The organism is Actinomadura opuntiae (assembly GCF_030283205.1).
Taxonomy (GTDB): Bacteria; Actinomycetota; Actinomycetes; order Streptosporangiales; family Streptosporangiaceae; genus Spirillospora.
In genome coordinates, this window is record NZ_JASNWF010000031.1 from 76091 (window position 1) to 99391 (window position 23301).

A 23301-nucleotide genomic window follows, 5' to 3' on the forward strand; every position below is an offset into this window, starting at 1 on the left:
TCGTCGTTCCTCCTGGTTCGATCGCGCGGGTCAGGTGCGCGCGATCACGGTGGTGCGGCCGGAGCCGACCGGGCCGATGGTGAGCAGTGGTCCGGTCGCGTCCCGGCCCGTAGCGCGGGGGGCGCGGGCATTTGGCCCGGTGACGCGGACGTCCCGGGGGCCGGTGCCGCCGAGTTCCACGACGACGCGGGCCGCGGTGTTGGGCGGCACGTCCACGTCGAGGCGGTAGCCCTTCGCGCGGTCGAGCGCGACGGCGACGGGGCCGCGGACGGTCGGGACGGTGCCGGAGATCCGGGTGAGGTCGCCGGGCCGGGGCCGCACCTCGATCTCGGCGGCGCCCGGCGCGGTGATCTGCACGCCGAGCACGTGCCGCGGGATCACGTTCGCGGGCGCCGAGCCCCAGGCGTGCGAGAACGTCATGTTGCTCTTGAGCGACGGGTCCCACGCCTCGCCGACGATGGTCGCGCCGAGGTCGTCCATCAGGTGCAGCCAGGAGTTCGTGCCGGTGGCGGTCATCAGCCCGATCGCGTCCTTCGCCCGGCCCGTCGCGAACAGCGCGTCCAGCAGGAACTGCGCGCCGTACACGCTGACCTTCATGCCGCCGGCGGCGAGCGTCTCGCCTAGTGCCTTCACCACCGGGTCCGGGACGGTGCCGGGCCCGGCGACGCCGAGCGCGACCGGGAACGCGGTGGCGTGCTGCGCGCTGTGGGTCGTGCCCGCGCCGTCCACGAACCGGCCGTTGGACGCGTCCAGCAGCGTCTTGCGCATCGCGTCCGCGAGCGCGTCGGCCTTCGCCCGCCAGGTCTTGGCGTCGGCGGTCTTGCCGACGACGGTCGCGATGTCGGCCATCGCGGTGAACGCCGCGTACTGGCACGCGTTCACGACCGTGTTGACCTCGGTGAACACGTAGCCGTCGCGGTTGGACACCGGCCAGTCGACCAGGTCGCCGAGGTCCTGGCTGGACGAGCCGGGCTTCTTGTGCACCAACCCGTCGTCGCCGATGTAGGACGTCAGGTGCTTGGTCGCGAGGAGGTCGTAGTCGGCGGCGAGCTGCTCGGGGTCGCCGGTGTGCAGGTAGTCCCGCCACGCCGACATCACGTTCATCAGCCGGTATTCGGTCGGCCAGGTGTGGTTGCGGGCCAGGTAGGCATCGGAGGCGCGGGCCAGCGCGAACGACCGCTGCACCGCGTACTCCGACGCCTGGTTGATCAGCGCGTCGCCCTCGTACGGGCCGCGCTCGCGGGTCGGGGTGTCGATGTAGAGGTCGCCGCGCGTGGCCTCGATCGAGTACCGGCACATCTCGTACACGCGGTCGAGGTCGCGGCTGGAGCTGGAGAACGAGGCGTCGGAGCCGCGCCAGTCGAGACGCCAGGCGCGGCCCGTGGCCGCGTCCGAGAGGTCGAGGTCGTCGTCGCAGATCAGCTGCGCGTAGCGGAAGCCGCGGTAGCCCCAGTGCTCGGCGGACTGGCGGCCGTCGCGCAGCGTCCAGACCTCCTTGTAGGTGACGCCGGCGCGCAGCGCGTACTTCACGGTCCCGTCGGCGTTCAGCTCCTCGCCGAGCCGGACCTCGACGGTCTGCCCGGCCTTGCCGTCCACCGACAGCCGCAGCCCGCCCGCGATCTCCTTGCCGAGGTCGACCAGCCAGGTGCCGGCCGCCACCTTCCGCACCGACGCGGGCCGGACGTCGTGCAGCCGGACCGGCTCGACCAGCGCCGGCACGAGGCCCTCGATCGCGGGTTTGACCTGCGCGGCGTCCCAGCCGGAGTCGTCGAAGCCGGGGCTCGTCCAGCCGATCGGCTCCTTGCGCAGGTCCCAGTACTCCTGCGGCCCGACGTAGTAGGTCGATCCGATCGTGCCCGCGTCGCGCAGCATTCCGGCCTGGCGGCGTGCCTTCCACGATTTGCCGCTGGCGAACGTCGCGGTGGTCCCGTCGGCGTAGGTGACGGCGAGCTGCGCGACGAACCGCTTGTCCTCGGTGGTGAACGCGAGGGCGGCGAGCGCGTTGCGGCGTCCCGGCTCTATCAGGCCGGTCACGTCGAACGAGTGGTAGCGCGGCGCGCCCGCACCGGCCCGCTGGGACGCGAACCCGGCGACCTCGCCGTTCACCCAGATCTTCGCCGGATACTGCCGGATCGGCGTGGGCGACTGCGCGGCGACGTGCAGGACGGCGGCGGCGATCGGCTTGCGCGCCGGGGTGAACTCGGTGCGTAGCAGCGCCCAGTTGTCATCGGCCGCGCCCGCCGACGACAGCGTCGACTGCCCCTTGCCGAGCGTCAGGACGCCGTCGGTGACGGTCCCGGCGGTGAACGTGCCGGGGCCGTCGGTGAAGTCCTCGCTGATGAGGGCCTTGCCGTCGGGCGCGGTGAAGGTGACCGAGGCCCACTCGTTCGCCTCGGACGAGCCGTTGCGCATTCCGACGGTGCCGGTCGCGTACGTGGCGTCGGTCGTGGTGTCGACGGCCGTGCCGTCGATCGAGGTCGTGAACGTCGTGCCCTTCATCTCGACGGTGACCTCGTACCAGCGGCCGATCTCGATCGGGATGCCGAGCGTCTTCTCCTCCAGCACCCGGTACGTCCCGTTCACGCACACGTGCTTCTTCAGCACGCCCGGCGATCCGGCGCGCAGTTGCCACAGGTAGTTCGCGCTCGCCGAGGACGCGCGGAACCATAGGCCCGCCGCGACCGAGGTGATCTGCACTCGGGCCTTGAGGACGCCGTCGCTGGGCGCGGTCGCGGCCGGAACCCAGACGGGCTCGGCCTTCCAGCCGTCCCGGCCGGTCGCGACCAGCGACGGCTCCGACCAGCGGGACGCCTTGTGCCCGTCGAACGTCCGGACCCGCCACCAATACGCCGTCCCGGCCGCGAGCGGCGGCCCGCCGTACGGGACGGCGACCGACGCGGCGGACGCGACGCGCCCGCTGTCCCAGTGATACGGCCCCCTGGCCAGCCGCGACGGGGTCGTGGCGAACTGCACCTGGTAGTGCGTCTGCCTCGTCCCCGGGCCGAGGTCGGCGACCTGCCAGCTCAGCCGCGGCTTCGCCGCCGTGACACCGAGGCCGTCCGGGAGCAGCGACGTGAGCAGCCCGGACGGCGTGCCCGCCGCGACGCCCTTCCCCGCGGGCGCAGCGGCGGCGGCCGTCCCGGCGTGCCCGAGCACGATCGCGCCGGTCGCGCCGATCGCCGACGCGCCGAGAAACCGCCGCCTGCTCAGCCCGACCTCGCTCATGCGTGTTCCCCGTGGGGGGACGACCCCCCACACCCCCCGGTTCGCTTCGCTCATTTGAGGGCCCCTTCGAAGGTCCAATCACCGGAGCCGATCTGGAAGACGGCCCGGTCGTTCTCGATGCCGACCCACTTGGCGTCCTTCGGCGCCTCCGGCCGGGTCGTGCCGCCGAACAGCGGGAACTCGACGCGCGCCGTCGTGTTGGGCGGGACGGTGGCGTCCAGGCGGAGCCGCTTGCCGGTGCGGCGCCAGGACGCGGCGGCGCGGCCGCGCGGCGTCTCGTACGTCGCAGCGGCGCGGGTGATGTCGCCGACCACGGCCGGGCGGATGAGCAACGAGGCGTAGCCGATCGAGTCGCCGGTCTGCGACAGCCCGGCGAGCCCGGCGTGGAACCACTCGTCGATCGCGCCGAGCATGAAGTGGTTCTGCGAGTTCCCGGACGTGGGCCCGTCCCAGTTCTCCGTCAGCGACGTCGCGCCGTGCACGACCTGGTAGCCGTAGCTGGGATTGCCGGTCTGGGTGGCGACGGCGTGGATGACGTCGTCGCGCCCGGCGGCCGACAGCACGCGGAACACTGACGGCAGCGCGATCTCCCCGACCGTCAGGTGGTAGCCCTTCGCGGTGATGCTCTGCACGAGGTGGGCGAGCACCTTGTCCTTGGACGCGGCCGGAACGATCCCCATGTCGAGGGCGAGCGCGTCGCACGCCTGGCTCCCGGACCCGTAGGTGTCGCCGGTCGCGTACTTGGCGTTAAAGGCGTCCCCGATGTCCCCGGCCAGCTTGGTGTACTTGGACGCGTCGTCGTCCTTGCCGATGACCTTCGCGATGGACGCCAGCGCCGTGACCGCGCGGTGGTAGCCGAACGTCGCGGTGACGCCGAGCGGGGTGCTGTTGTCGAACGTGATCCAGTCGCCGAGGCCGTAGTCGAGCAGGTTCCTCTTCGCCTTGGACGACAGGTACTCCACGTACCGCACCATGTTCGGGTAGTAGGTGCGGAGCGTCGCCTCGTCCCCGTACGCCCGGTACATCTGCCAGGGCGCGAACACGATGACGTTGCCCCAGTTCGGGTCGTCGCGGAACCCGCCGGAGAACACCGTGTACTCGGGCGCGATGTCCGGGACGAGCCCGTCGGACGTCTGCGCCTTGGCGATGTCGCGAACGATCTCGCCGTAGTAGGCCGTCACGTCGTAGTTGCGGGCGACGGCCGGGAAGACCAGGTTCGCCTGTTCCAGCCAGCCGAGCTTCTCGCGGTGCGGGCAGTCGGTGAGGACCGAGTACATGTTGCTCTGCACGGCGCGGTCGATGATCCGGTGGATGTCGTTGAGCAGGCCGTGCGAGCTGGTGAACGAGCCTGCGGTGTCGTTGGCGGCGCGGAGCACGATGCCGGTGACGGTCCGCTCGTCCGGCGCGGACGGCAGCCCTTCGAGCTGCACGTACCGGAAGCCGTGGTAGCAGAACCGGGGATGCCAGGTCTCGGTGCCCTTCCCCGACAGGGTGTAGGTGTCCCAGATCGGGGAGCCGGTGGTGTTCTGGCTGACGGTGCCGTCGTCGAGGAGCAGCTCGCCGGGGCGCATCGTCACCTTCGTCCCGGCCGGTCCGCTGACCCGCAGCTGCGCCCAGCCGGCGAAGTTCGTGCCGAGGTCGACGACGTACACGCCGTCCTTCGGCTGCGTGATCTTCTTGGTGCGGAAGGTCGCGACGCGTTCGATGGGCGGGGCGGCCCGGGCGGTGAGCTTCGCGGTGGGCGCGTCGCGGCGGACGGCGGCCGTCCAGCCGGTCGGGGTGCGGCGGGCGTCGAAATCCTCGCCGCCGTACCAGCTGCTGAACGTGGTGGCGCCGAGCGCGGTCTTCCACGATGTGTCCGACGCGACGACCTCGCGCGACCCGTCGGTGTAGGTGATCTCAAGCTGGCCGAGGAACGCCGGCTTCCCGTCCGAGCGGGTCAGCTTCTGGTACCGGCCCGGCGTGGCGGGGACGTTCGCCATGCCGTTGCCGACCTCGGCCTGGATCGTGTTCCCGCCCCGCCGCAGCAGCTTCGTCACGTCGTACGTCGAGTAGACGATGCGCTGCTTGTACGCCGTGTACGGCGGTTCGAGGACGGCGTCGCTCACCGGCCGCCCGTTCACGGTGACGTCGAGGACGCCGAGCGCCGTGGCGTACAGCCGCGCCGACCGGACGCGCTTGCCGACGTCGAACTCCTTCTTGAACAGCGGGAGCGCCTCGGGCTGGGCGTGCAGCGGCGGCGGGGCCTGCTGGCCCTTGACGGTCGCGGCGGTGTCGAACGTCTTGCCGTCGCTGGAGGTCTGGACGGTGAAGTCCTCAGGGAAGTTGGCGGTCTTCCCGTCGTCGGTCATCACGTCGGTGCGCGGATAGAGCAGCACCCGGTCGAACCGCCGCGCCTCGCCGAGGTCGATCTGCACCCAGATCGGATTGGCGAGGTCCTGATTCTCGTACTGCATGCTGGTGTAGCCGAACGGCGCGGCGTCGCTGGTCAGCGACCCATCGGTGATCGCCTTCGGCTCCCACTGGCCCGCGACGGTATAGCTCTCCGAGGCCGTCACCGGCGCGTGCAGCGCCACGTCGGCGCCGGACGCGCCGTCCCGCACCTCCACCTCGGCGAGCTGGAGCCGCGACACCTTGTACGGCCAGCCCTCCTTGATCGGGAGGCCGAGCCGGGTCACGTTCAGCCGGACGTACCGGGCGGTACGTGCGGTGAACGCGACCGTCGCCGGGGTGGGCTCCGGGTCGGACCACGCCGGGTTCCCGATCCACTGCGCCGTCCAGTCGGACGCCGCGAGCAGGCCCGTTTCGAAGTGCGCGGGCTCGCTCCACGCGGACGCGCGGCCCCGCTCGTCCCACACCCGGACCTGCCACGACACCCGCTGCCGGGAGCCGAGGGCGCGTCCGGCGTACACGGCGGAGACCGCGCCGCCCGCGACCTTGCCCGAATCCCACAGGTCGGCGCGGCCCAGGCGCGCGTCGGCACTGGCCGCGCGGACCTGGTAGGCGGTCTGCACCGCGTTGCGCGGACCGGCGGCGAACCGCCAGCTCAGCGTCGGCCGCGTCACGTCGATGCCCAGCGGGGACCGCAGATGCCCGGCCCGCAGGTCGGTGGGCGTCAGCGTCCGGGCGGGCGTCGCCGGCGCGGCGCTCGCCGGCGGCGGCACGACGCCGGCGGCCGTCACGGCTGCGGCGGCGACCCCGCCGGCCTGCACGAATCGTCTCCTGCTCAGCTCATTCGCCATCGAAAGGCCTTTCAGGCGTGCGTGGAGTGGAAGGCGAGGCGGCCGGACCCGGCCTGGAAGACCGCGTAGCCGCCCTGCATGCCGACGAAGCGGGCGCCGCCCGGCCCGGACACGTGGACGTCGCGCGCCGACCGCGCCGGGACGTGAACCTCGGCCGTGACGTTGACCGGAATGTTCACCGAGAGCGAGATGCCGTTCCCTCGCCGCGTCCACTGGACGCCGACATCACCGCGCTGGACCGGGATCGTGCCCGTCGCGCCGCTCAGACCGGACAGCGGCGGCCGGATCCGGACCGACGCGGACGCCGGGGCGGTCACGGTGACGCCGAGCAGCGACCGCTGCACGTCGACCAGGGACGTCGAGCCCCACGGGTGCGAGAAGCTCTGCCCGGTCTCCGGCGCGTCCCACGACTCCCAGGTGAACGTACCGCCGCGCGCGAGGATGTTGCCCCAGCCAGGCCCCTTGGTGTCGGTGAGGCGGGTGACGACATCCCCCGTACGGCCGGTGCCGTCGAGCGCCTGGAGCAGCCGGTGCGCGGTCATCGGGCCCATCTGCATGCCGAGCCCGGCGATGTAGGACCCGATCGCCTCCCGCGATTCGGCGGGCGCGACACCGTAGGCGAGCGCGTACGCGTTGGCGATCTGGGAGGCGTGCGTGCTCTGGCTGCCGTCGCTCTTGAGACCGTCGATGTAGACGCCGTCGGTGCGGCGGAGCTTGGCGTTGATGTTGCCGGTGAGGGTGCCGGCCTCCTTGCGCAGCGCCGCCGCCTCGTCGGACTTGCCGAGGGCGTCGGCGGCGCGGGCGGTGGCGTTCAGGACGTCCACGCCGAGCACGTTGATGACCGTCCGCGCTGCGGTGTCCATGTCGTGGCCGTAGCGCATGGTCGCGGGCCAGTCGACGATGCCGTACTTGTACTGGCCGGAACCGCCTTCGAGGTTGGTGACCAGGCCCGTCCCCGAGTCGATGTAGCGGCGGACGTAGCCGGCGACCGCGTTCATCACCGGGTACGCCTGCGCGAGCGTGGTCGCGTCGCCGGACTGCTGGAAGTAGTCCCACACCCAGCCGGGGAACATCTCGGTGTAGTCGGGGATGTCGCGCTTGCCGTCGCCGTTCGGGTAGACGGAGTTGAGCCGCCCGTCCGGCCAGTAGCGGGCCTGCGAGGCGATGAACTCGCGGATCGCCTGCCGGGTCAGCCGCCGCTCCCCGAACGCGCCCATCGCGGCGGTCGAGGTGTCGACGGCGTCGCCGAGGAACTGGCCCTTCTCGCGGGTCGGGGTGTCGAGGAACTGCGACTGCGACCCGTACAGCGCCGACCGCGCCATCATGTCGTAGGCGGCGTTCACCCCCTGGTCGGACGTGCGGACGGTCGCGGTCCGGTCGACCGAGTTGTGCTGGACGACGGCCGAGATGTCGTCGGGGTCGACGCCCGAGTCGGGGCCGATCTCGAAGTAGCGGAACCCCTCGTAGGTGAAGGCGCGGAACGTCTGGTCGCCGTCGCGCTGGGTGTAGCCGTAGGTGAGGTCGGTGTCCTGGTTGTCGTCCTTGGAACGCGACACCGTGCCGTCGTCGGCGAGCAGGTATCCGGCGTGCATGTCGACGTGCCGCCCGGCCGTCCCGTTCCGGAACCGGACGACCGGCACCGCCGGGATCACCTTGCCGAAGTCGGCGACCAGCGCGCCGGACGCCAGCTTCGTCACCTTCAGCGGGTGGACGGTCTGGTAGGCCAGCGACGTCTCCTGCCCATGGACGTGCTTGAACGTCGCGGTCGGGTGCGCGCCGACGACCTGCGGGGCCGCCCAGGACGAGGCGTCGAAGCCGGGCCGGTCCCAGCCGAGCGGCTCGGCGGTGCCGTCGATGTCCTCCACCCAGTCGCCACCGTCGCCGTTGCGGCGCGGAGCCGTCTTCCACGGGCCGCGCGCCACCTTCCAGGTGCCGTCGCTGACGACGACCTGCCGGGTGCCGTCGGCGTGGTCGATGACCAGCCGGACCAGCAGCCCCGGCTCGCCCTTCGGCCTCCCCTGCCCGGACCCGTACCAGTGGTAGACCGCGCCGAGCGTCGCGTCGCCGCCCGCCTTGAGTTGCGAGGTGACGTCGACGGTCTTGTAGTACAGGTCGTCGGCGTACTCGAACGCCGGCCCCCGGTCGACGGTCGCGCCGTTGAGGCGCAGGTCGTACTGCTGGTCGGCGGAGATGTGGACGCGGGCCCGCACGACCGGCGACGCGCCCACGGTGAAATCCTTGCGCGCCAGGGTGTAGTCGTCGGACTCGGTGGTGGTGCGGCGGATCCAGGACGCGCCCCACTGGCCGTCGCTCAGCCCGGTGTCGAACGAGGCGGGCCGCGACCACGGCGATGCCTTCCCGGTCCGGTCCCAGGTGCGGACCTTCCAGGTGTAGGACGCCTCGGACGCCAGCGCCGGGCCCGCGTACGGGACGTACTCCTGGCCCCCCGACTTCACCCGGCCGCTGTCCCACACGCTCTTCCCGGACGCGTCGCGCACGGCGATCTCATAAGCGGACTGGACCTCGCCGGGGTCGACGTCGCGGGGCCGCCACCCGAACTGCGGCGCGCCCTCCACGCTCAGCGGCCGGGCCTGGTCGCCGACCGTGAGGCCGACCGGGGACAGCGGCGCGTGCCCCGCCTTCAACGCGGCCTGCGCGGTGCCGGGCAGCGCCACGACGGCGGCGGAGGCTCCGGCGGCGGCGAGGAGCAGAACCTTGGAACGGATCATGAGGAAGAACCTCCAGTGGGGGAAAGCGGCGCTACGGCCGTACGGAGAAGCCGCTCATCTGCACGTTGGCGTTGGTGGAGTCCCAGCTCCTGCTGACCTCGATGCGCACGTACCGGGCGCTGACCTTGTCGAACGTCGTCGTCCCGCCCTCCTTGGGCGTGTCGGCGGCGGTGGCGACGGTGCGCCACGTCCGGCCGTCCTGGGAGACCTGGACGGTGTAGTCGCGCGGCCCGTAGTTGGAGCGCCCGCCGACGACGACGGAGCCCATCTCGACGGGCGCGCCGAAGTCGAGCCCGAACCGCACCGGGTTCTGCGCGGTCGGCCCCTGGCCGGCGGCGCGGCCCCACGAGACCCAGAACGTGCTCGCCGAGCCGTCGACGGCGAGCTTGGCCGGGTAGCGGTCCTGGCCTGCGTCCGCGACGACCCGCGGGAACGGCGCCCCGCCCGGGTTGAGCGCCAGGTCGCCGGAGTGCCGCAGCGTCACCGCGGTCTCGGCGGACGGTCCGGCGTCGCTGCGCGCGGTCACCTTCAGCGTGCTGGTGCCGGACGAGACGCCCTTGTCGCGCACGTCGACGGGCACCGTCACCGAGCCGCCCGCAGGAACCGTGACCTTGCCCTGCTGCGGCGTCGCGGTGATCCCGTCGGCGGCCGACGCCGCGACGGTCACGTTGGCCGCGCGGCCCGAGGCGTTGGTGACCAGCACGGTCGCGCGGTTGTAGCCGCCGTCCGCCAGCGGCAGCTCGGGTTCGAGGGCCTCGGCTGCCAGCACCGGCCGGTCGCCGCCGGTCGCGGTGAGGGTGAGCGGGCCGAACAGCCCGTAGTCCATCGGCGCCCGCGAGGACGCGCCGGTGCCGGGCGCGACCCGGACCGCGTTGAGCAGCGTCGAGGCGACCCGCACGGTGACCGTGTTGTCGCCCGGCCGCAGGTACCGGCCGACCTGGACGTGCCGCAGGTCGGACTGGTCGAGCGGCGCCAGGTCGTGCCCGTTGACGTTCACCCGGACGGTGTCGACCGGCGTGCCGAGGTCGAGTTCGGCGGCGTCGATGCCCTTCCAGCCGCCGTCGAGGGTGACGTGCGCGGTGTAGGTGCCGACGCCCGACACGTCCTTGAGGTCGACGGGGTAGCCGTTGGCCGTGGAGATCGCCGACCAGGCGGGCAGCGCGCCGTTCTCCCCGGCCTTCACCGTGACGGGCCCGAGGGTCTTGTGCGCGGTGTCGCCGGGCTTGCCGGACGGTCCGGGCCCCCAGGAGTCCACCGACAGCGACCACTCGTTCAGCTTCACCGGCTGCGGGACGGCCGCCGTCCCCTGCCCGCCCGGCCGTTCGGGCTTGCCCGGGCGGCCGGGGAACGTGGCGTCGTGCCGGGGCGTGACCGCGATGACCGTGGCGTCGTTCCCGGCGAGCCGGACGGGAACGGTGACGGTGCCGTGCCCGGACGTGTAGTCCGTGATCGGGGTGATCTTTCCGGTCCAGGTGTCCAGCCGGTAGGGGACGCCGTCGCCGGTCAGGGTGACCGTCTGCGCGGTCGTGGTGTTCGTCTGGTTGTAGAGGTAGTAGTAGTCGGTGGAGCCCGCCTGGCGGCGGACGTCGAGGATGGCGCCCGAGCCGTCGTGCGGCGTCGCGGCCGGGGTGACGCGCAGGCGGCGCAGCGCGTCCGGCGCGTCGGCCTCGCTCGCCGCCCGCACCACGGTCCGCTGCCGGAGCAGCTCGGAGAGCACCGACGTGAGCTTCGTGTCCTGGCGGCCCGCGTCGCCGTTGCCGGGCACCGTGCTCGGCACGTCCCCGACGATCACGACCGGCAGGCCCTGGCGCGCCAGCCGCAGCAGCTTCTCGGCGGCGGCCAGCGGCATCGTCTTCTGGTCCTTCAGCAGCACCGCGCGGTAGGCGGAGCCGTCGCCGAACAGGGCGCCGTGCGAGTAGGAGGCGTCCTTGCGCTGGAGCTGCGCCGGACTGAGGTACTCGTAGGTGTATCCGGCCGACGCCAGCGCCGACGAGTCCTGGATCAGCTTGTTCGACCCGGACCCGGTGGTGCCGGTCCCGTTCATGCCGAAGTCCTGCCAGTACACGGCGAGGTCGAAGCGGGGCTTGCCCTGCCGCAGGACGAGCTGCATCCGGGCGAGGTTGTCGTTGATCGCGCGGTAGTCGGCCCAGTTCGGGCCGCCCTTGTCGCCCCATGCCTCCGAGTAGGAGGTGTTGCCGCCGTAGGTCATGCCGGGCCACGCCGACTGCGGCCCGGCGCCCGCCGGTCCCCTGCTCAGGTAGGGGAAGCCGTGCCAGACGACCTGGTTCACGCCGCCGGCCAAGCCGCGGTAGACGGCCTGGAGGTTCGAGGCGTCCGATCCGGCGCCCGCCGTCGAGCCCCACACCGAACCGGAGAACGCGCAGCACTCGTCCGACACCACCGGCTGCCCGGACAGGTGCGCGCCCGTGGCGACCACGCGGTAGTCCTGCACGTTGCTGTAGGCGCCGACCGACTGCCCGAACGCCAGCGACTCGCCCTCGGGCACGTCGATGTGCGAGGCGGCCTCGGAGACGTCCACCGGGATGCCGTACGGCTGGATGCGGGTCTTGATGTGGTGCTTGTGCGCCCACGCGCGCAGCACGTCGAGGCGGTTGCGGATGTACAGGTCGCTGAGCGTCTGCCGGTAGTCGGTGCGGACGCGGGCGCCGACGCCGTCGCCGAAGTCGAAGAACGGCCTGTCGGTGATGCCCTGGTCACCGGCGCCGGCGAGGGCGGGCAGCACGTCGACCGGCGAGTAGCCGCGCAGCTTCGTCCACTGGTCGACCAGCTGCGACGTCCACTTCTGCGTGGTGCCGAGTTCGAGGGAGTCCTCGAACAGGTCGGTCTCGCCGATCCGGGCGAGCAGCTTCCGCACGTCGGAGGTGAGGATGTTCTTGTCGTAGAAGTCGGTGGTGGCCTTCGCGCCGGCCTCGCTGAACGGGTCGAGCGCGTAGTTGGTGCCGGTCGCGGTGTAGCCGGACAGGGACTGCCCGCTGGGCGTCTGGTAGAAGGCGATCAGCGCGTAGCTGCTCTTGTCGTCGCCGGGGAAGTCGACGGAGAGGCCGCCCTGCGCGTCCACCTTCGCGGTGACGTCGGTGACGCTCGACCGCTCCAGCATCCGAGGCGCGCTGGACGAGGCGCCGCAGGCCGCGTCGGAGCACTTGGCGACGAGCGCGGCGACGAGCGTCTTCTTCGCCCCGGCGGGCGGTGCGACGTTGAAGTTGGTCGGCAGCTCACCGGACCTGCTCGTGCCGCCCTTGTGGAACTCGTAGGAGAAGACGATCTGCTGCTGGGCGCTCGGGTCGTTGACGTCGTCGACCGTGGGGACGGTCGCGGGCCAGCGCGGGCCGATGGTGAGGTCCAGGCCGAGGCCCTTGTCCTTCGCCGCGGCCAGCATCGTCCGGGTCTTCTGCGCCCACAGCGGGGTGCCCCAGCCGTAGGTCTTCAGGAACTCGGGCGTGTTGTTGCCGGTGCCCTCGACGTTGAACGGGGCGACCTCGGCGCCGCCACCGCCCGCCTTCTTGATCTGGTCGAGCTCGGCGGCCAGCTCCTTGTCGTCGGTGTAGGCCAGCGGCTGCCACCAGCGGTACTTGGCCCGGACGGACGCCGGCGGGTCGGCGAAGGTGCCGCGGGTCAGGGCGGGCACGGTCGGCCCGAACGACTCCGCGCCCTCCGCCGCCTCGACGACCGCGAGACCGGACACGGCGAGCAGCGCCGCCACCGGCACGGCGACCAGCCGCGCCGAGGCACGGCGAGCGCCGCCCGTCGGCCGAACTTTGGAGCGGGTCATGAGGTGTACGCCTCCAGTTCGATGACGCGGCTGTAGTTGTGGTCGTTGGAGTCGTGGACGAGCAGCCGCAGCGCGGACGCCGACACGGGCGCGAAGGTCTTCTCGACGGTCCCGGCGGTGTTGCCGGTGACGGTGGCGACGGTCGTCCACTCGCCGTTCACCTGCGCCTGGACGTCGAAGTCGCGCAGGCCGGACTTCGACGCGGGGCTGCTCGCGCTGTCGAGCGTGTAGACCTTGACCCGGCCGATTTTCTGCGGGTCCTTCCAGGTCGCGGTGAGGGTGTCGGGGAAGGTCTTGGACGTGTCGTCGTTCCAGCCGCCGACGCCGTTCAGCCAGACGCCGGAGTCGGTGCCGCCGTCGTTGGCCCATGCGGGCGACGACCCGCTGTGGGTGCTGGACGCCGTCATGGTCGCGGAGCGGACGAGGTTCCCGGTGACCAGGACCGGGGCGGTCGCGGTCTCGTCGTCGGCCGTGACGGTGACGGTGCCCTTCGTCCCGTCCGCGCCCGAGCCCTTCACCTCGACGGGGATCTCGGTGGAGCCGCCCGCCGGGATCGTGACCCGTGCGGGGGCGGACGCGGTGAACCCGGCCGACGCGGTCGCCTTCACCGGGACGGTGACGGAGCGGCGCTCCAGGTTCGTCACGCGGAACCGGGCGTCGGTGGCCGCGCCGCCGGTCACCGGGATGTCCACGCCGAACGGCGGTTCGACGGCGAGCTGCGTGCGGTCCTGCTGGACGGCGTCGGGCGTGCGGACGGTGAACGTCCACGATCCCGACCCGACCTCGTACACCGCGTGCCCGTTCTGGACGCCGAGCGAGCGCGCGCCCGCCGGGGCCTTCGCGCCGGACGCGCCGAGCAGCGGGACCTCGACGCGGGCGGGCGCACCGGGCGGGACCGTCACGTCCAGCCGCAGGTCGTGCCCGGACCGGCGCCACGCGCTGGACGCCTTCCCGCGCGGGGTGTCGTACGACGACGAGGCGTGGGTGAGGTCGCCGACGACGGCGGGCCGGATCACGAGCTTGCCGTAGGCGATGGAGTCGTCGGCCTGCCGGATCCCGGCGAGGCCGGCGCCGAACCACTCGTCGATCGCGCCGAGCATGAAGTGGTTCTGCGAGCCGTAGCCGGTCGGGCCGTCCCAGTACTCGGTGAGCGCGGTCGCGCCGTGCACCACCTGGTAGCCGTAGCTGGGGTTGGTGACCTGCTGCGCGACGGCGAGGACGACGTCGTCACGGCCAGCCGCCGACAGCGTCCGGAACACCGACGGCAGCGCGATCTCCCCGACCGTCAGGTGGTAGCCGTCGTCCTTGATCGTGGAGACGAGGTGGTCGAGGACGGCCTGCCTCTGGTCGGCCGGGACGATGCCGAGATCGAGCGCGAACGCGTCCCCGGCCTGGCTGCCCGACCCGTAGGTGTGCTTGCCGGTGTCGAGGTACTTGGCGTTGAAGGCGTCGGCGATGTCACCGGCGAGCTTGCCGTACTTGGCGGAGTCGTCGTCCTTGCCGAGCAGTTTGGCGATCTTCGCGAGCGCGGTGGCGCTGCGCTGGTAGCCGTAGGTGGCGGCGACCCCGCGCGGGGTGGTCTTGTCGACGGCGGCCCAGTCGCCGAGGCCGTAGTCGAGCAGGTTTCCCTTCGCCTTGGACGTCAGGTAGTCCAGGTAGCGCTGCATGTTCGGGTAGAAGTCGCGCAGCGGCTTCGCGTCTCCGTACGTCACGTAGTGCTGCCAGGCGGACAGGATGATCGCGCTGCCCCAGTTCGGGTCGTCCCACACGCCGCCGGAGAACGTCACGTACGCGGGCGCGATGTCGGGGACGAGCCCCTCGGCGGTCTGCGCCTCGGCCATGTTCCGCAGCAGCGCCGGGTAGTAGGCGGCGACGTCGTAGCCGCGGGTGATCGAGCCCTGGACGAGCTGGTCCTCCTCCAGCCAGCCGAGCTTCTCCCGGTCGGGGCAGTCGGTGAGGATCGACATCATGTTGCCCTGCACGGCCCGGTCGATGATCTTGTGGATGCCGTTGAGCAGCAGGTCGGAGCTGTCGAAGGAGCCCGCGGAGGCGTTCCCGGCGCGCAGGATCGCCGCCGAGACCATGTCGCCGGACGGCGCCGCGTCCAGGCCGCTGATCTGGACGTAGCGGAAGCCGTGGTAGACGAACCGGGGGTGCCAGGTCTCGGTGCCGCCGCCCGCGAGGGTGTAGGTGTCCATGACCGGCGGGTTCTGCGCGCCGCCCGCGATCATCGTGCCCTGCTCGACGAGGCCGTCCGCGCCGAGCCGCTCGCCCGGCTTGATCGTCAGCTTCTCGCCGCGCTTCCCGCGCACGCGCAGCTGCGGCCAGCCGGCGATGTTCTCGCCGAGGTCGAAGACGTAGGTGTCCTTCTCCGGATGCGTGACCTTGACGGTCTTGCGCGTCCCGACCGGGACGATCGCCGGAGACGTCCGCGCGGTCAGCGCGATCCCGGGGTCGGGGGCCTCGCTGGCAGGCTTCCACGACGCGAGGTCCGCGGACGGCCCGTCCCAGCCCTTCTGCGCGAGCCGGGCGTCCTCGTCCTCGCCGCCGTACCACTGGCTGAACGTGGTGGGCCCGAGGTCGGTGCGCCAGGACGCATCGGTCGCGACGCGCGCGGTCGTGCCGTCCTTGAGGGTGACCTCAAGTTGCGCGAGCAGCTTCGGCGGCCCCTGCGCGCCGACGTACTTGGTGTAGCGGTCGTTGGTCGCGGCGACGTTGTAGGTGCCGTTGCCGAGTCGGACGCCGATCGCGTTGCCGCCGCGCCGCAGCAGCCTCGTCACGTCGTAGGCCGCGTACTCGACGCGCTTCTTGTAGTCGGTGTTCGGTGGCTCCAGGACGGCGTCGCTGACCGGCTTGCCGTTGACGGTCGCGTCGTAGATGCCGAGCGCGGTGATGTACAGCCGCGCCGACCGGACGGTGTTCTTCAGCGAGAACTGCCGCGCCAGCAGCGGCAGCGCGGGCATCGACGTCTGGTACGCGGGCGGCGGGACCTGGTCGGTGACGGCCTTGGCGACGGTGAACGGGCCGTCCGCCGCATCCGATGTCTGCACGGTGTAGTCGACGGGGAAGTTCGGGGTCTTCCCGTCGCTCGTCATCACGTCGGTGCGCGGATACAGCCGCACCGACGCGACGTCCTTGGCGGCGCCGAGGTCGAGCTGCAGCCAGATGTGGTGGCCGGGGTCCTGCGCGCCGTAGGCGTTGCTGGTGTAGCCGAACGGCGCCTTCTGCGTGGTGAGCGACCCGTCGGTGACGAACTCCGGCATCCATTTGCCCGGATACTCGCGGACCTCCGACGCGGTGACCTTCGCGCCCTTCGCCACGTTCGTCCCGGACGCGTCGAGCGCCTCGATCTCGGCGAGCTGCAGCCGCGACACCAGCGACCCGCCCTCGGCGATCGGCAGGCCCAGTTTCGACACGTCGACCCGCAGGTAGCGGGCCTTCGTCCCGGCGGGCAGGTCGACCGTGACGGGGCTCGGCGCCCGGTTCAGCCACCGGTCGTCGGTGATCCATTTCGCGGACCAGTCGTCCTTGCCGAGCAGGCCCATCTCGAACCGCGCCGGGCTGCTCCAGCCGGACGCCCGTCCGGAGCCGTCCCAGACCCGGACCCGCCACCACACCTGGCGGCGGGAGGTGAGCGCCGCGCCCCGGTAGACGGCGTTCGCGGTGCCGGACGAGACCTTGCCGGAGTCCCACAGGTCGGCGTGGCCGAGCCCGTCCCGGGAGGTGGCGGCCTCGACCTGGTAGGCGGCCTGCGCGGCGTCGCGGCCGGGCGCGGTGAGCCGCCAGCTCAGCGTGGGCGTGGTGTCGTCGATGCCGAGCGGGGCGTCGAGCGCGTCGGTGCGCAGCCCGAAGGCGCGCAGGTCGGCCGCGTCGGCGCGCGCCGGGACCGTGCCGGCGGCGCCGACGAGCAGGGACAGGAACGCGGCGGGCAGGGCGACGCGTGTCGCGGACGTGCGCATTCAGGCTCCCCGGACGGTGGTGAAGAACTTCAGGTCGCGGCCGGGCTCGGGCGTGAAGGCCGCGCCGCCGTCGTGGCTGACGGCGGACGCGCCGCCCCGGTACGGGTCGTGGTCTTTGTAGGCGACGCCGTAGCAGCCGGTCGCGGTGGTGGAGGAGATCCGGACGGTGTAGTGCGCGCCGCGCCGCACCCGGATGCCCGGGTGGACGGTCACGTTCCGCGCCGACCAGCCGATCTGCTCGGCCGGGACGGATCCGGACCACAGCGTCCTGGTCCCGTCGGTGACCTCGACGGTCAGCGGCTCGGACGGCGGGGTGCGCTCCACGCGGCCCTGCTCGGTGCCGTCCTTGAACGCGGTGACGGCGACGGAGGCGAGGCGGCCGCCGCGGCCCGCGGTGAACGACTGCTCGCGCCGCACGTTCCCGGCGACGTCGCAGCCGGTGCGGAAGCCGGTGACGCCGCTGCTCTGGTCGAGGCCGGGGATCGCCGCCTGCCGTCCCGGATGCCCGGGGTCGAGGCGGACGGTGGAGTTGCCGCACTTGATCGGGTCGATCGATCCGTCGGCGCCGAAGGTGAGCGGCTGCCAGTGGTAGTTGGCGAGCGCCTCGTTGGTGTGGAAGTCCCACAGGTCGCTGAAGTACAGGTAGATCGGCGCGCCGTGCCGCTGGCGGAGCGTCGCGACCTGGGCGGGCTGTCCGCCGCAGGAGTCCGCGGTGACGCTCGTCCCGGCGGTCGGGACGACCCACTTGGACAGGTCACCGGAGAAGTCGTCGGCGAGCAGTTCCTGCCCGGAAGCCGAGGTCACGTGCACGTTGTCGAACTTCGCCGACTCCAGGTTCGCGCCGTTCCACTCGCGGAACCCGACCTTGCCGACCGGGTACGTGGCGTCGGTGTAGCTGTCGACCTGCACGCCGTCGATCGACGTTGTGAGGGTGGAGCCGGACGCGGTGACCGCGACGTGGTGCCACTCCCCCGCGACGATCGGCTTGGAGAGCTGGACGACGTGGCTGGCGGTGGTGGCGCCGGCGCGGCGCAGCACGCTCAGCTTCCCGTTCCCCGTGCCGGAGCCCGTCAGCAGGAACAGGTAGCCGTGGTCGTCCTGGTTCATCCGGACGGAGAACCCTGCCTGCGCCGAGGTGCCCGACGTGGTCGGCAGCGGCGCGACGTCGAAGGAGAAGGTGTAGTCGGACCAGTCCTCGCCCTGCTGCGACAGCCCGTACAGGCCGCCGCGCGCGGTGAGCGCGCCGTCCTCGACCGTCCAGGCGTCGCGGCCCTTCCACGGGCCGAGCGGGCTCTTCGCGGTGAGGTAGGACGTGCCGGTGCCGGTGCAGTACCCGCAGTTCGGGTCCGACATCGTCAGGTAGTAGGTGCCGTTCCGCTTGAAGATCGACGGCGCTTCGACGCGGGTCACGCCGGTCACGTCGTACGGGCCGGCGGCGCGCAGGTAGTCGGAGGTCAGCTGGATGACGGCGATGTGCCATCCGGCGTTGCTGCACGCCAGGTAGCCGGTGCCGTCGTCGTCGACGAAGACGTCGAGGTCGGCGGTGCAGTGCGTGCCCGCCGGAAGGTCCGGGACGGGCTGCTCGGTGAACGGGCCGGTCGGCCGGTCGGCGGTGTAGACGCGGAACTTGTCCGCGGCCTCCTGGTCGTTCACCCACATCACGTACTTGCGGGTCGCCTTGTTGTAGACGGTGTGCGGGCGGAAGCAGAACTTGCAGGAGCGGGCCTTGGCGACGTAGCCGCGGTCGGTCCAGTGCACGAGGTCGGGCGAGGAGTACACCTTGAAGCCGCAGAACGTGCTGTTGACCGTCCACTGGTAGCCGCAGTCGTAGCTCGTCCCGTACAGGTAGTAGGTGTCGCCGAACCGCTGGATCGCGCCGTCGTGGGCGTCGACCGCGTTGCCGTCGGTGTCGAACCGGACGGTCTGCTCGCCGTCCGGCCCGTAGTTGGTGATCTGGGAGACGGTCGCCGCCTGCGCGGGCAGGGCGGCGAGCGCGCCGAGCAGCAGCGCGAAGATCGCGGCCAGTGCGACGGCGCGGCCTCGCCTCGACCGGAGTGGGGGGATGGTGCGCATGGACGTGGCGTCCTCTCGGAGGCTGCGCGGTGGGGTGGGAGGCGGCGCGTCGTCCGTTTGCGGGCATGCCGAACAGAACCCGTGGCCGTGCGGGCGGGGACGCACGGTCACGGGCCTGCGCTCGTCATCGCCTAGGGACGGATCCCCCGATCGCGCCTAGAGAGAGTTCGAGTCCGTCAGGGTCGTGCTGGTCGTGTCGGCCGTGTCATTCGTGGCGGCGGGGTCAGGGGTTCACGGTGACCAGTTCGATCTCCAGGAGGTCGGCGAGGGCCTTCAGGTCGGCGATCCGGTGGCCGGTGCCGAGGGCCCAGTGGTGGGAGATGCCGGTCGCGCTCCACGCGTCGACCCACTCGCCGGGGTCGCAGCCGAAGTCGACGCGGGACGTGGTGTTGCCGATCTGCAGCAGCGGGCCGTCCACGGTCTCGCCCTCGGACGCGACGAACGCGAACCGGCCGTCGCGGCGCTGGATGACGCCGAACGCGGTGACCGGGCCGTGCTTGACGTCGAACTCCACGGACACGCCGTAGCCGCGCTTGCCGTGGTAGACGCCGAGGCCGCGCAGCAGCGGCCGGCGGGCGCTGATCGCCAGGTGCGCGGGCCCGTCGTGGCCCATCTCGACATGCCCCCGATGGAAGTCGAGCGCCTGCAGCTCGGTGAACGAGCCGCCCGCGCCGAGCCGGTCGGCGATCAGCATGGCGAGCGAGGTGCGCAGCTCGTACTCGCCGGCCGCCGGGATCCCGCGTGCGGTGAGCAGCGACGCGCCGAGGATCATCCCGGCGCCGAGCCGCTCGTGGACCTCGCCGTCCAGGCCCCGGTGGTAGTAGGCGAGGCTGTCCAGCTCGAAGTCCTCCACGAGCCGGTCCAGGCCCGCCGACACGCGCGCCGCCCAGGTCAGGTCGTCGTCGTTGACGGAGGCGTCCAGCTCGAAGATCTTCTCCGCCTCCGCCTTCTTCGCGGCGGTCTCGGCGTCGGTGACCTTCTCCACCCGCACCCGCAGGTCGTCGAACTCCAGCACCTCGACGTGGCCGCCGAAGTTCGCGCTGACCAGCGTCAGGTCGGTGGAGACGTCCAGCATGCCCGGGTACAGGTGGCCCATCAGGCCGTGCCGGCCGCGCCGCAGCGCCGCGCGCACCCCGGCGGCCCGCACCCAGCGGCCGATCCTCGCCCAGGCCCGCTCGTCCTCCAGGTAGCCGGAGACCGAGCGGAACGGGACGCCGCACCGCGCGAACGCGTTCGCCATCTCCGGCAGCGGGCACGCGCCGCAGTAGGCGAGCCACTGCCCGGTGTCGAAGGTGGCGTGGTCCATCGACTCGGTCGGCTGCAGGTTGATCAGCAGTACGGGCGCGTCGGCTCGCTGCGCGACGGGGACCAGCATCGTCGCGGTCATGTAGGTGGTGAGGAACCCGACGATGATGTCGCAGCCGGCCGCGCGCAGCTTCTCGGCCGCCGCGGCGCCCTCCTGCGCGTCGGAGATGAACCCGACGTCCACCACCTCGGCGCCGAGCCCGCGCATCCGCTCCGACACCCGCTCGGCCGACCGCTTCAGCTGCGGCAGCAGATCGGGGAACTGCGGCCAGTACGCGCCGAGCCCGCCGGCCACGAGACCCACTTTCACGGGCGGCGGTGCCCCGGTGTTGCCTGCCATGCCTGCTCCTTCCTGTTACCTGGCCGTCAGGGTGCGGCGGCCGGACACGCGTGCTCGTGCGAACTGCGGACCGCAGGGGTCAGCGCAGGAACGCGGCGGCGACTCCGGCGTCCACGGGGATGTGCAGTCCGGTGGTGTGGGTCAGGTCCCCGCCGGTGAGGGCGAAGACGGCGGCCGCGACGTGCTCGGGCAGCACCTCGCGCTTGAGCAGCGTCCGCTGGGCGTAGAACTCGCCGAGCTTCTCCTCCTCCACCCCGTAGACGGCGGCGCGCTTGGCGCCCCAGCCGCCGGCGAAGATGCCGGAGCCCCGGACGACGCCGTCGGGGTTGATGCCGTTGACGCGGATGCCGTGCTCGCCGAGCTCGGCGGCCAGCAGCCGGACCTGGTGGGCCTGGTCGGCCTTGGTGGCGCCGTAGGCGATGTTGTTGGGGCCGGCGAACACGCCGTTCTTGGAGGCGACGTAGACGATGTCGCCGCCCATCCCCTGCTCGATCATCACCCGGGCCGTCTCCCGGGAGACCAGGAACGAGCCGCGCGCCATGACGTCGTGCTGGAGGTCCCAGTCGGCGACGGTGGTGTCCAGCAGCGGCTTGGAGATCGACAGGCCGGCGTTGTTGACGATCAGGTCGACGCCGCCGAAGGCCAGCACCGCGTCCCGGACGGCCGCGGCGATCTCGTCCTCGGAGGTGACGTCCGCGCCGACCGCGACCGCGACGTCCGCGACCCGCAGCGCGTTCGCGCCGAGCTCCGCCGCGACCTTCTCGGCCGCGGCGACGTCGCGGTCGGCGACGACGACGCAGGCGCCCTCGGCGGCCAGCCGGCGGGCGGTGGCCGCGCCGATCCCGGAGCCGCCGCCGGTGACCAGCGCGACGCGGGTCGCGAGCGGCTTCGGCTTGGGCATCCGGCGGAGCTTGGCCTCCTCCAGCTCCCAGTACTCGATGCGGAACTTCTCCGCCTCGTCGATCGGCGCGTACGACGACAGCGCCTCCGCGCCGCGCATCACGTTGATCGCGTTGACGTAGAACTCGCCGGCGACCCGCGCGGTCTGCTTGTTCGCGCCGAACGAGAACATCCCGACGCCCGGGACCAGGACGATCGCCGGGTCCGCACCGCGCATCGGCGGCGAGTCGGGGGCGGCATGCCGGTCGTAGTAGGCCGCGTACTCCTCGCGGTAGGCGGCGTGCAGTTCCTTGAGCCGGGCCTTGACGTCGTCGAGCGGCGCGTCCGGCGGCAGGTCCAGCACCATCGGGCGGACCTTGGTGCGCAGGAAGTGGTCCGGGCAGGACGTGCCGAGCGCGGCGAGCCGCGGGTGCTCGGCGCGCGAGACGAAGTCGAGGACGGCCTCGGAGTCGGTGTAGTGCCCGACCTGCGGACGGTCCGTGGACGCCAGGCCGCGGACCAGCGGGAACAGCGCGGCGGCGCGGGCGCGCCGCTCGTCCTGCGGCAGCGTCGGGTGGATCACCTCGCCGAACGGGTCGGCCTTGCCGTGCTCGGCGATGTACGCCTCCGCGGTGCGGATGATCTCGAGCGAGTTGGCCTTGCACTCCTCGCTCGTCTCGCCCCACGCGGTGATGCCGTGGCCGCCGAGGATCACGCCGATGGCCTGCGGGTTCGCCTTCCTGATCGCGGCGATGTCGAGGCCGAGCTGGAAGCCGGGGCGCCGCCACGGCACCCACGCGACCCGGTCGCCGAAGATCCGCCGGGTCAGCTCCTCGCCGTCGGCGGCCGTCGCGATCGCGATGCCGGAGTCGGGGTGCAGGTGGTCGACGTGCGCCGCCTCGACGAGCCCGTGCATCGCGGTGTCGATCGACGGCGCGGCGCCGCCCTTGCCGTGCAGGCAGTAGTCGAACGCGGCGACCATCTCGTCCTCGCGCTCGACGCCCGGGTAGACGTCCACGAGCGCGCGCATCCGGTCCAGCCGCAGCACGGCCAGGCCCTTCTCGGTGAGCGTGCCGAGGTCGCCGCCGGAGCCCTTCACCCACATCAGCTCGACGTCGCGGGCCGTCACGGGATCGGTGACGTTGCCCTTCGCCGAGGCGTTGCCGCCCGCGTAGTTGGTGTTGCGCGGGTCCGAGCCGAGGGTGTTGGCCCGTTCCAGCAGCTGCTCCACCTCGGGTGGAGTGGTCATCGGTGCTGTTCCCTTCGCAGTGTCGCGTGGTCGTGGCGTTCAGCGGTACCGGTCATGCGCCCCAGCCCGCGGCCTGGCCGTCCTTGCGCTCCTCGGCGACGCGCTCGAAGTAGCCGGACACCTTGTACGCCGCGACCGGGTCGGGGTGCAGGCCCATCTCCTCGCGCAGCTCCGCCAGCAGCGGCCGCACGTCGGTGTTGTAGGCGTCCATGAACACCGCGTTGGCCTCCAGCACGTCACCGGACTGCTGCGCGGCGCGCAGCGCGTCGGCGTCCACCAGCAGCGCCTTGGCGGTGGCCTCCTGCACGTTCATCACCGAGCGGATCTGGCCGTGGATCTTCGGCTCGATGTTGTGGCACTGGTCGAGCATGAAAGCCACGCCGGTCTCCGGGTCGTACCCGCCGCCGCGCACCACCTCGTACATGATCCGGAACAGCTGGAACGGGTCGGCGGCGCCCACCATCAGATCGTCGTCGGCGTAGAAGCGGGAGTTGAAGTCGAACCCGCCGA

8 protein-coding genes and 1 pseudogene are annotated in these 23301 nt (G+C 72.1%); all 9 read right to left on the reverse strand.

Annotated elements, in window-relative coordinates; translation table 11 throughout:
- Nucleotides 1-30: 30 nt before the first annotated feature.
- A complete protein-coding gene (locus QP089_RS43705; RefSeq protein WP_285920463.1) occupies nucleotides 31-3225 on the reverse strand; it encodes a family 78 glycoside hydrolase catalytic domain in 3195 nt (1064 codons plus the stop codon).
- A 50-nt stretch (nucleotides 3226-3275) separates the two neighbouring features.
- Nucleotides 3276-6467, reverse strand: coding sequence for a family 78 glycoside hydrolase catalytic domain (locus QP089_RS43710; RefSeq protein WP_285920464.1), 3192 nt, complete (start codon nucleotides 6465-6467; stop codon nucleotides 3276-3278).
- 11 nt (nucleotides 6468-6478) lie between these two features.
- Entirely contained in the window at nucleotides 6479-9196 is a 2718-nt protein-coding gene (locus QP089_RS43715) for a family 78 glycoside hydrolase catalytic domain (RefSeq protein WP_285920465.1), read from the reverse strand.
- A 31-nt stretch (nucleotides 9197-9227) separates the two neighbouring features.
- Entirely contained in the window at nucleotides 9228-12986 is a 3759-nt protein-coding gene (locus QP089_RS43720; RefSeq protein WP_285920466.1) for a glycosyl hydrolase, read from the reverse strand.
- Nucleotides 12983-16945 (reverse strand): family 78 glycoside hydrolase catalytic domain, encoded by a 3963-nt coding sequence (locus QP089_RS43725; protein WP_285920467.1) that lies wholly within the window; start codon nucleotides 16943-16945, stop codon nucleotides 12983-12985. Before QP089_RS43725 ends, QP089_RS43720 begins: the two co-directional genes overlap by 4 nt.
- Nucleotides 16946-19018 (reverse strand): family 43 glycosylhydrolase, encoded by a 2073-nt coding sequence (locus QP089_RS43730; protein WP_285920468.1) that lies wholly within the window; start codon nucleotides 19016-19018, stop codon nucleotides 16946-16948.
- A 223-nt stretch (nucleotides 19019-19241) separates the two neighbouring features.
- Complete coding sequence (locus tag QP089_RS43735; protein ID WP_285920469.1) at nucleotides 19242-20663, reverse strand: L-fucose/L-arabinose isomerase family protein; 1422 nt, start codon at nucleotides 20661-20663, stop codon at nucleotides 19242-19244.
- A 79-nt stretch (nucleotides 20664-20742) separates the two neighbouring features.
- On the reverse strand, nucleotides 20743-22791 hold the full coding sequence (locus tag QP089_RS43740) for a bifunctional aldolase/short-chain dehydrogenase (RefSeq protein ID WP_285920470.1): 2049 nt from the start codon (nucleotides 22789-22791) through the stop codon (nucleotides 20743-20745).
- Between the two features lie 52 nt (nucleotides 22792-22843).
- Nucleotides 22844-23301 (reverse strand): annotated as a pseudogene (locus QP089_RS43745) (L-rhamnose isomerase); the annotation flags it as partial.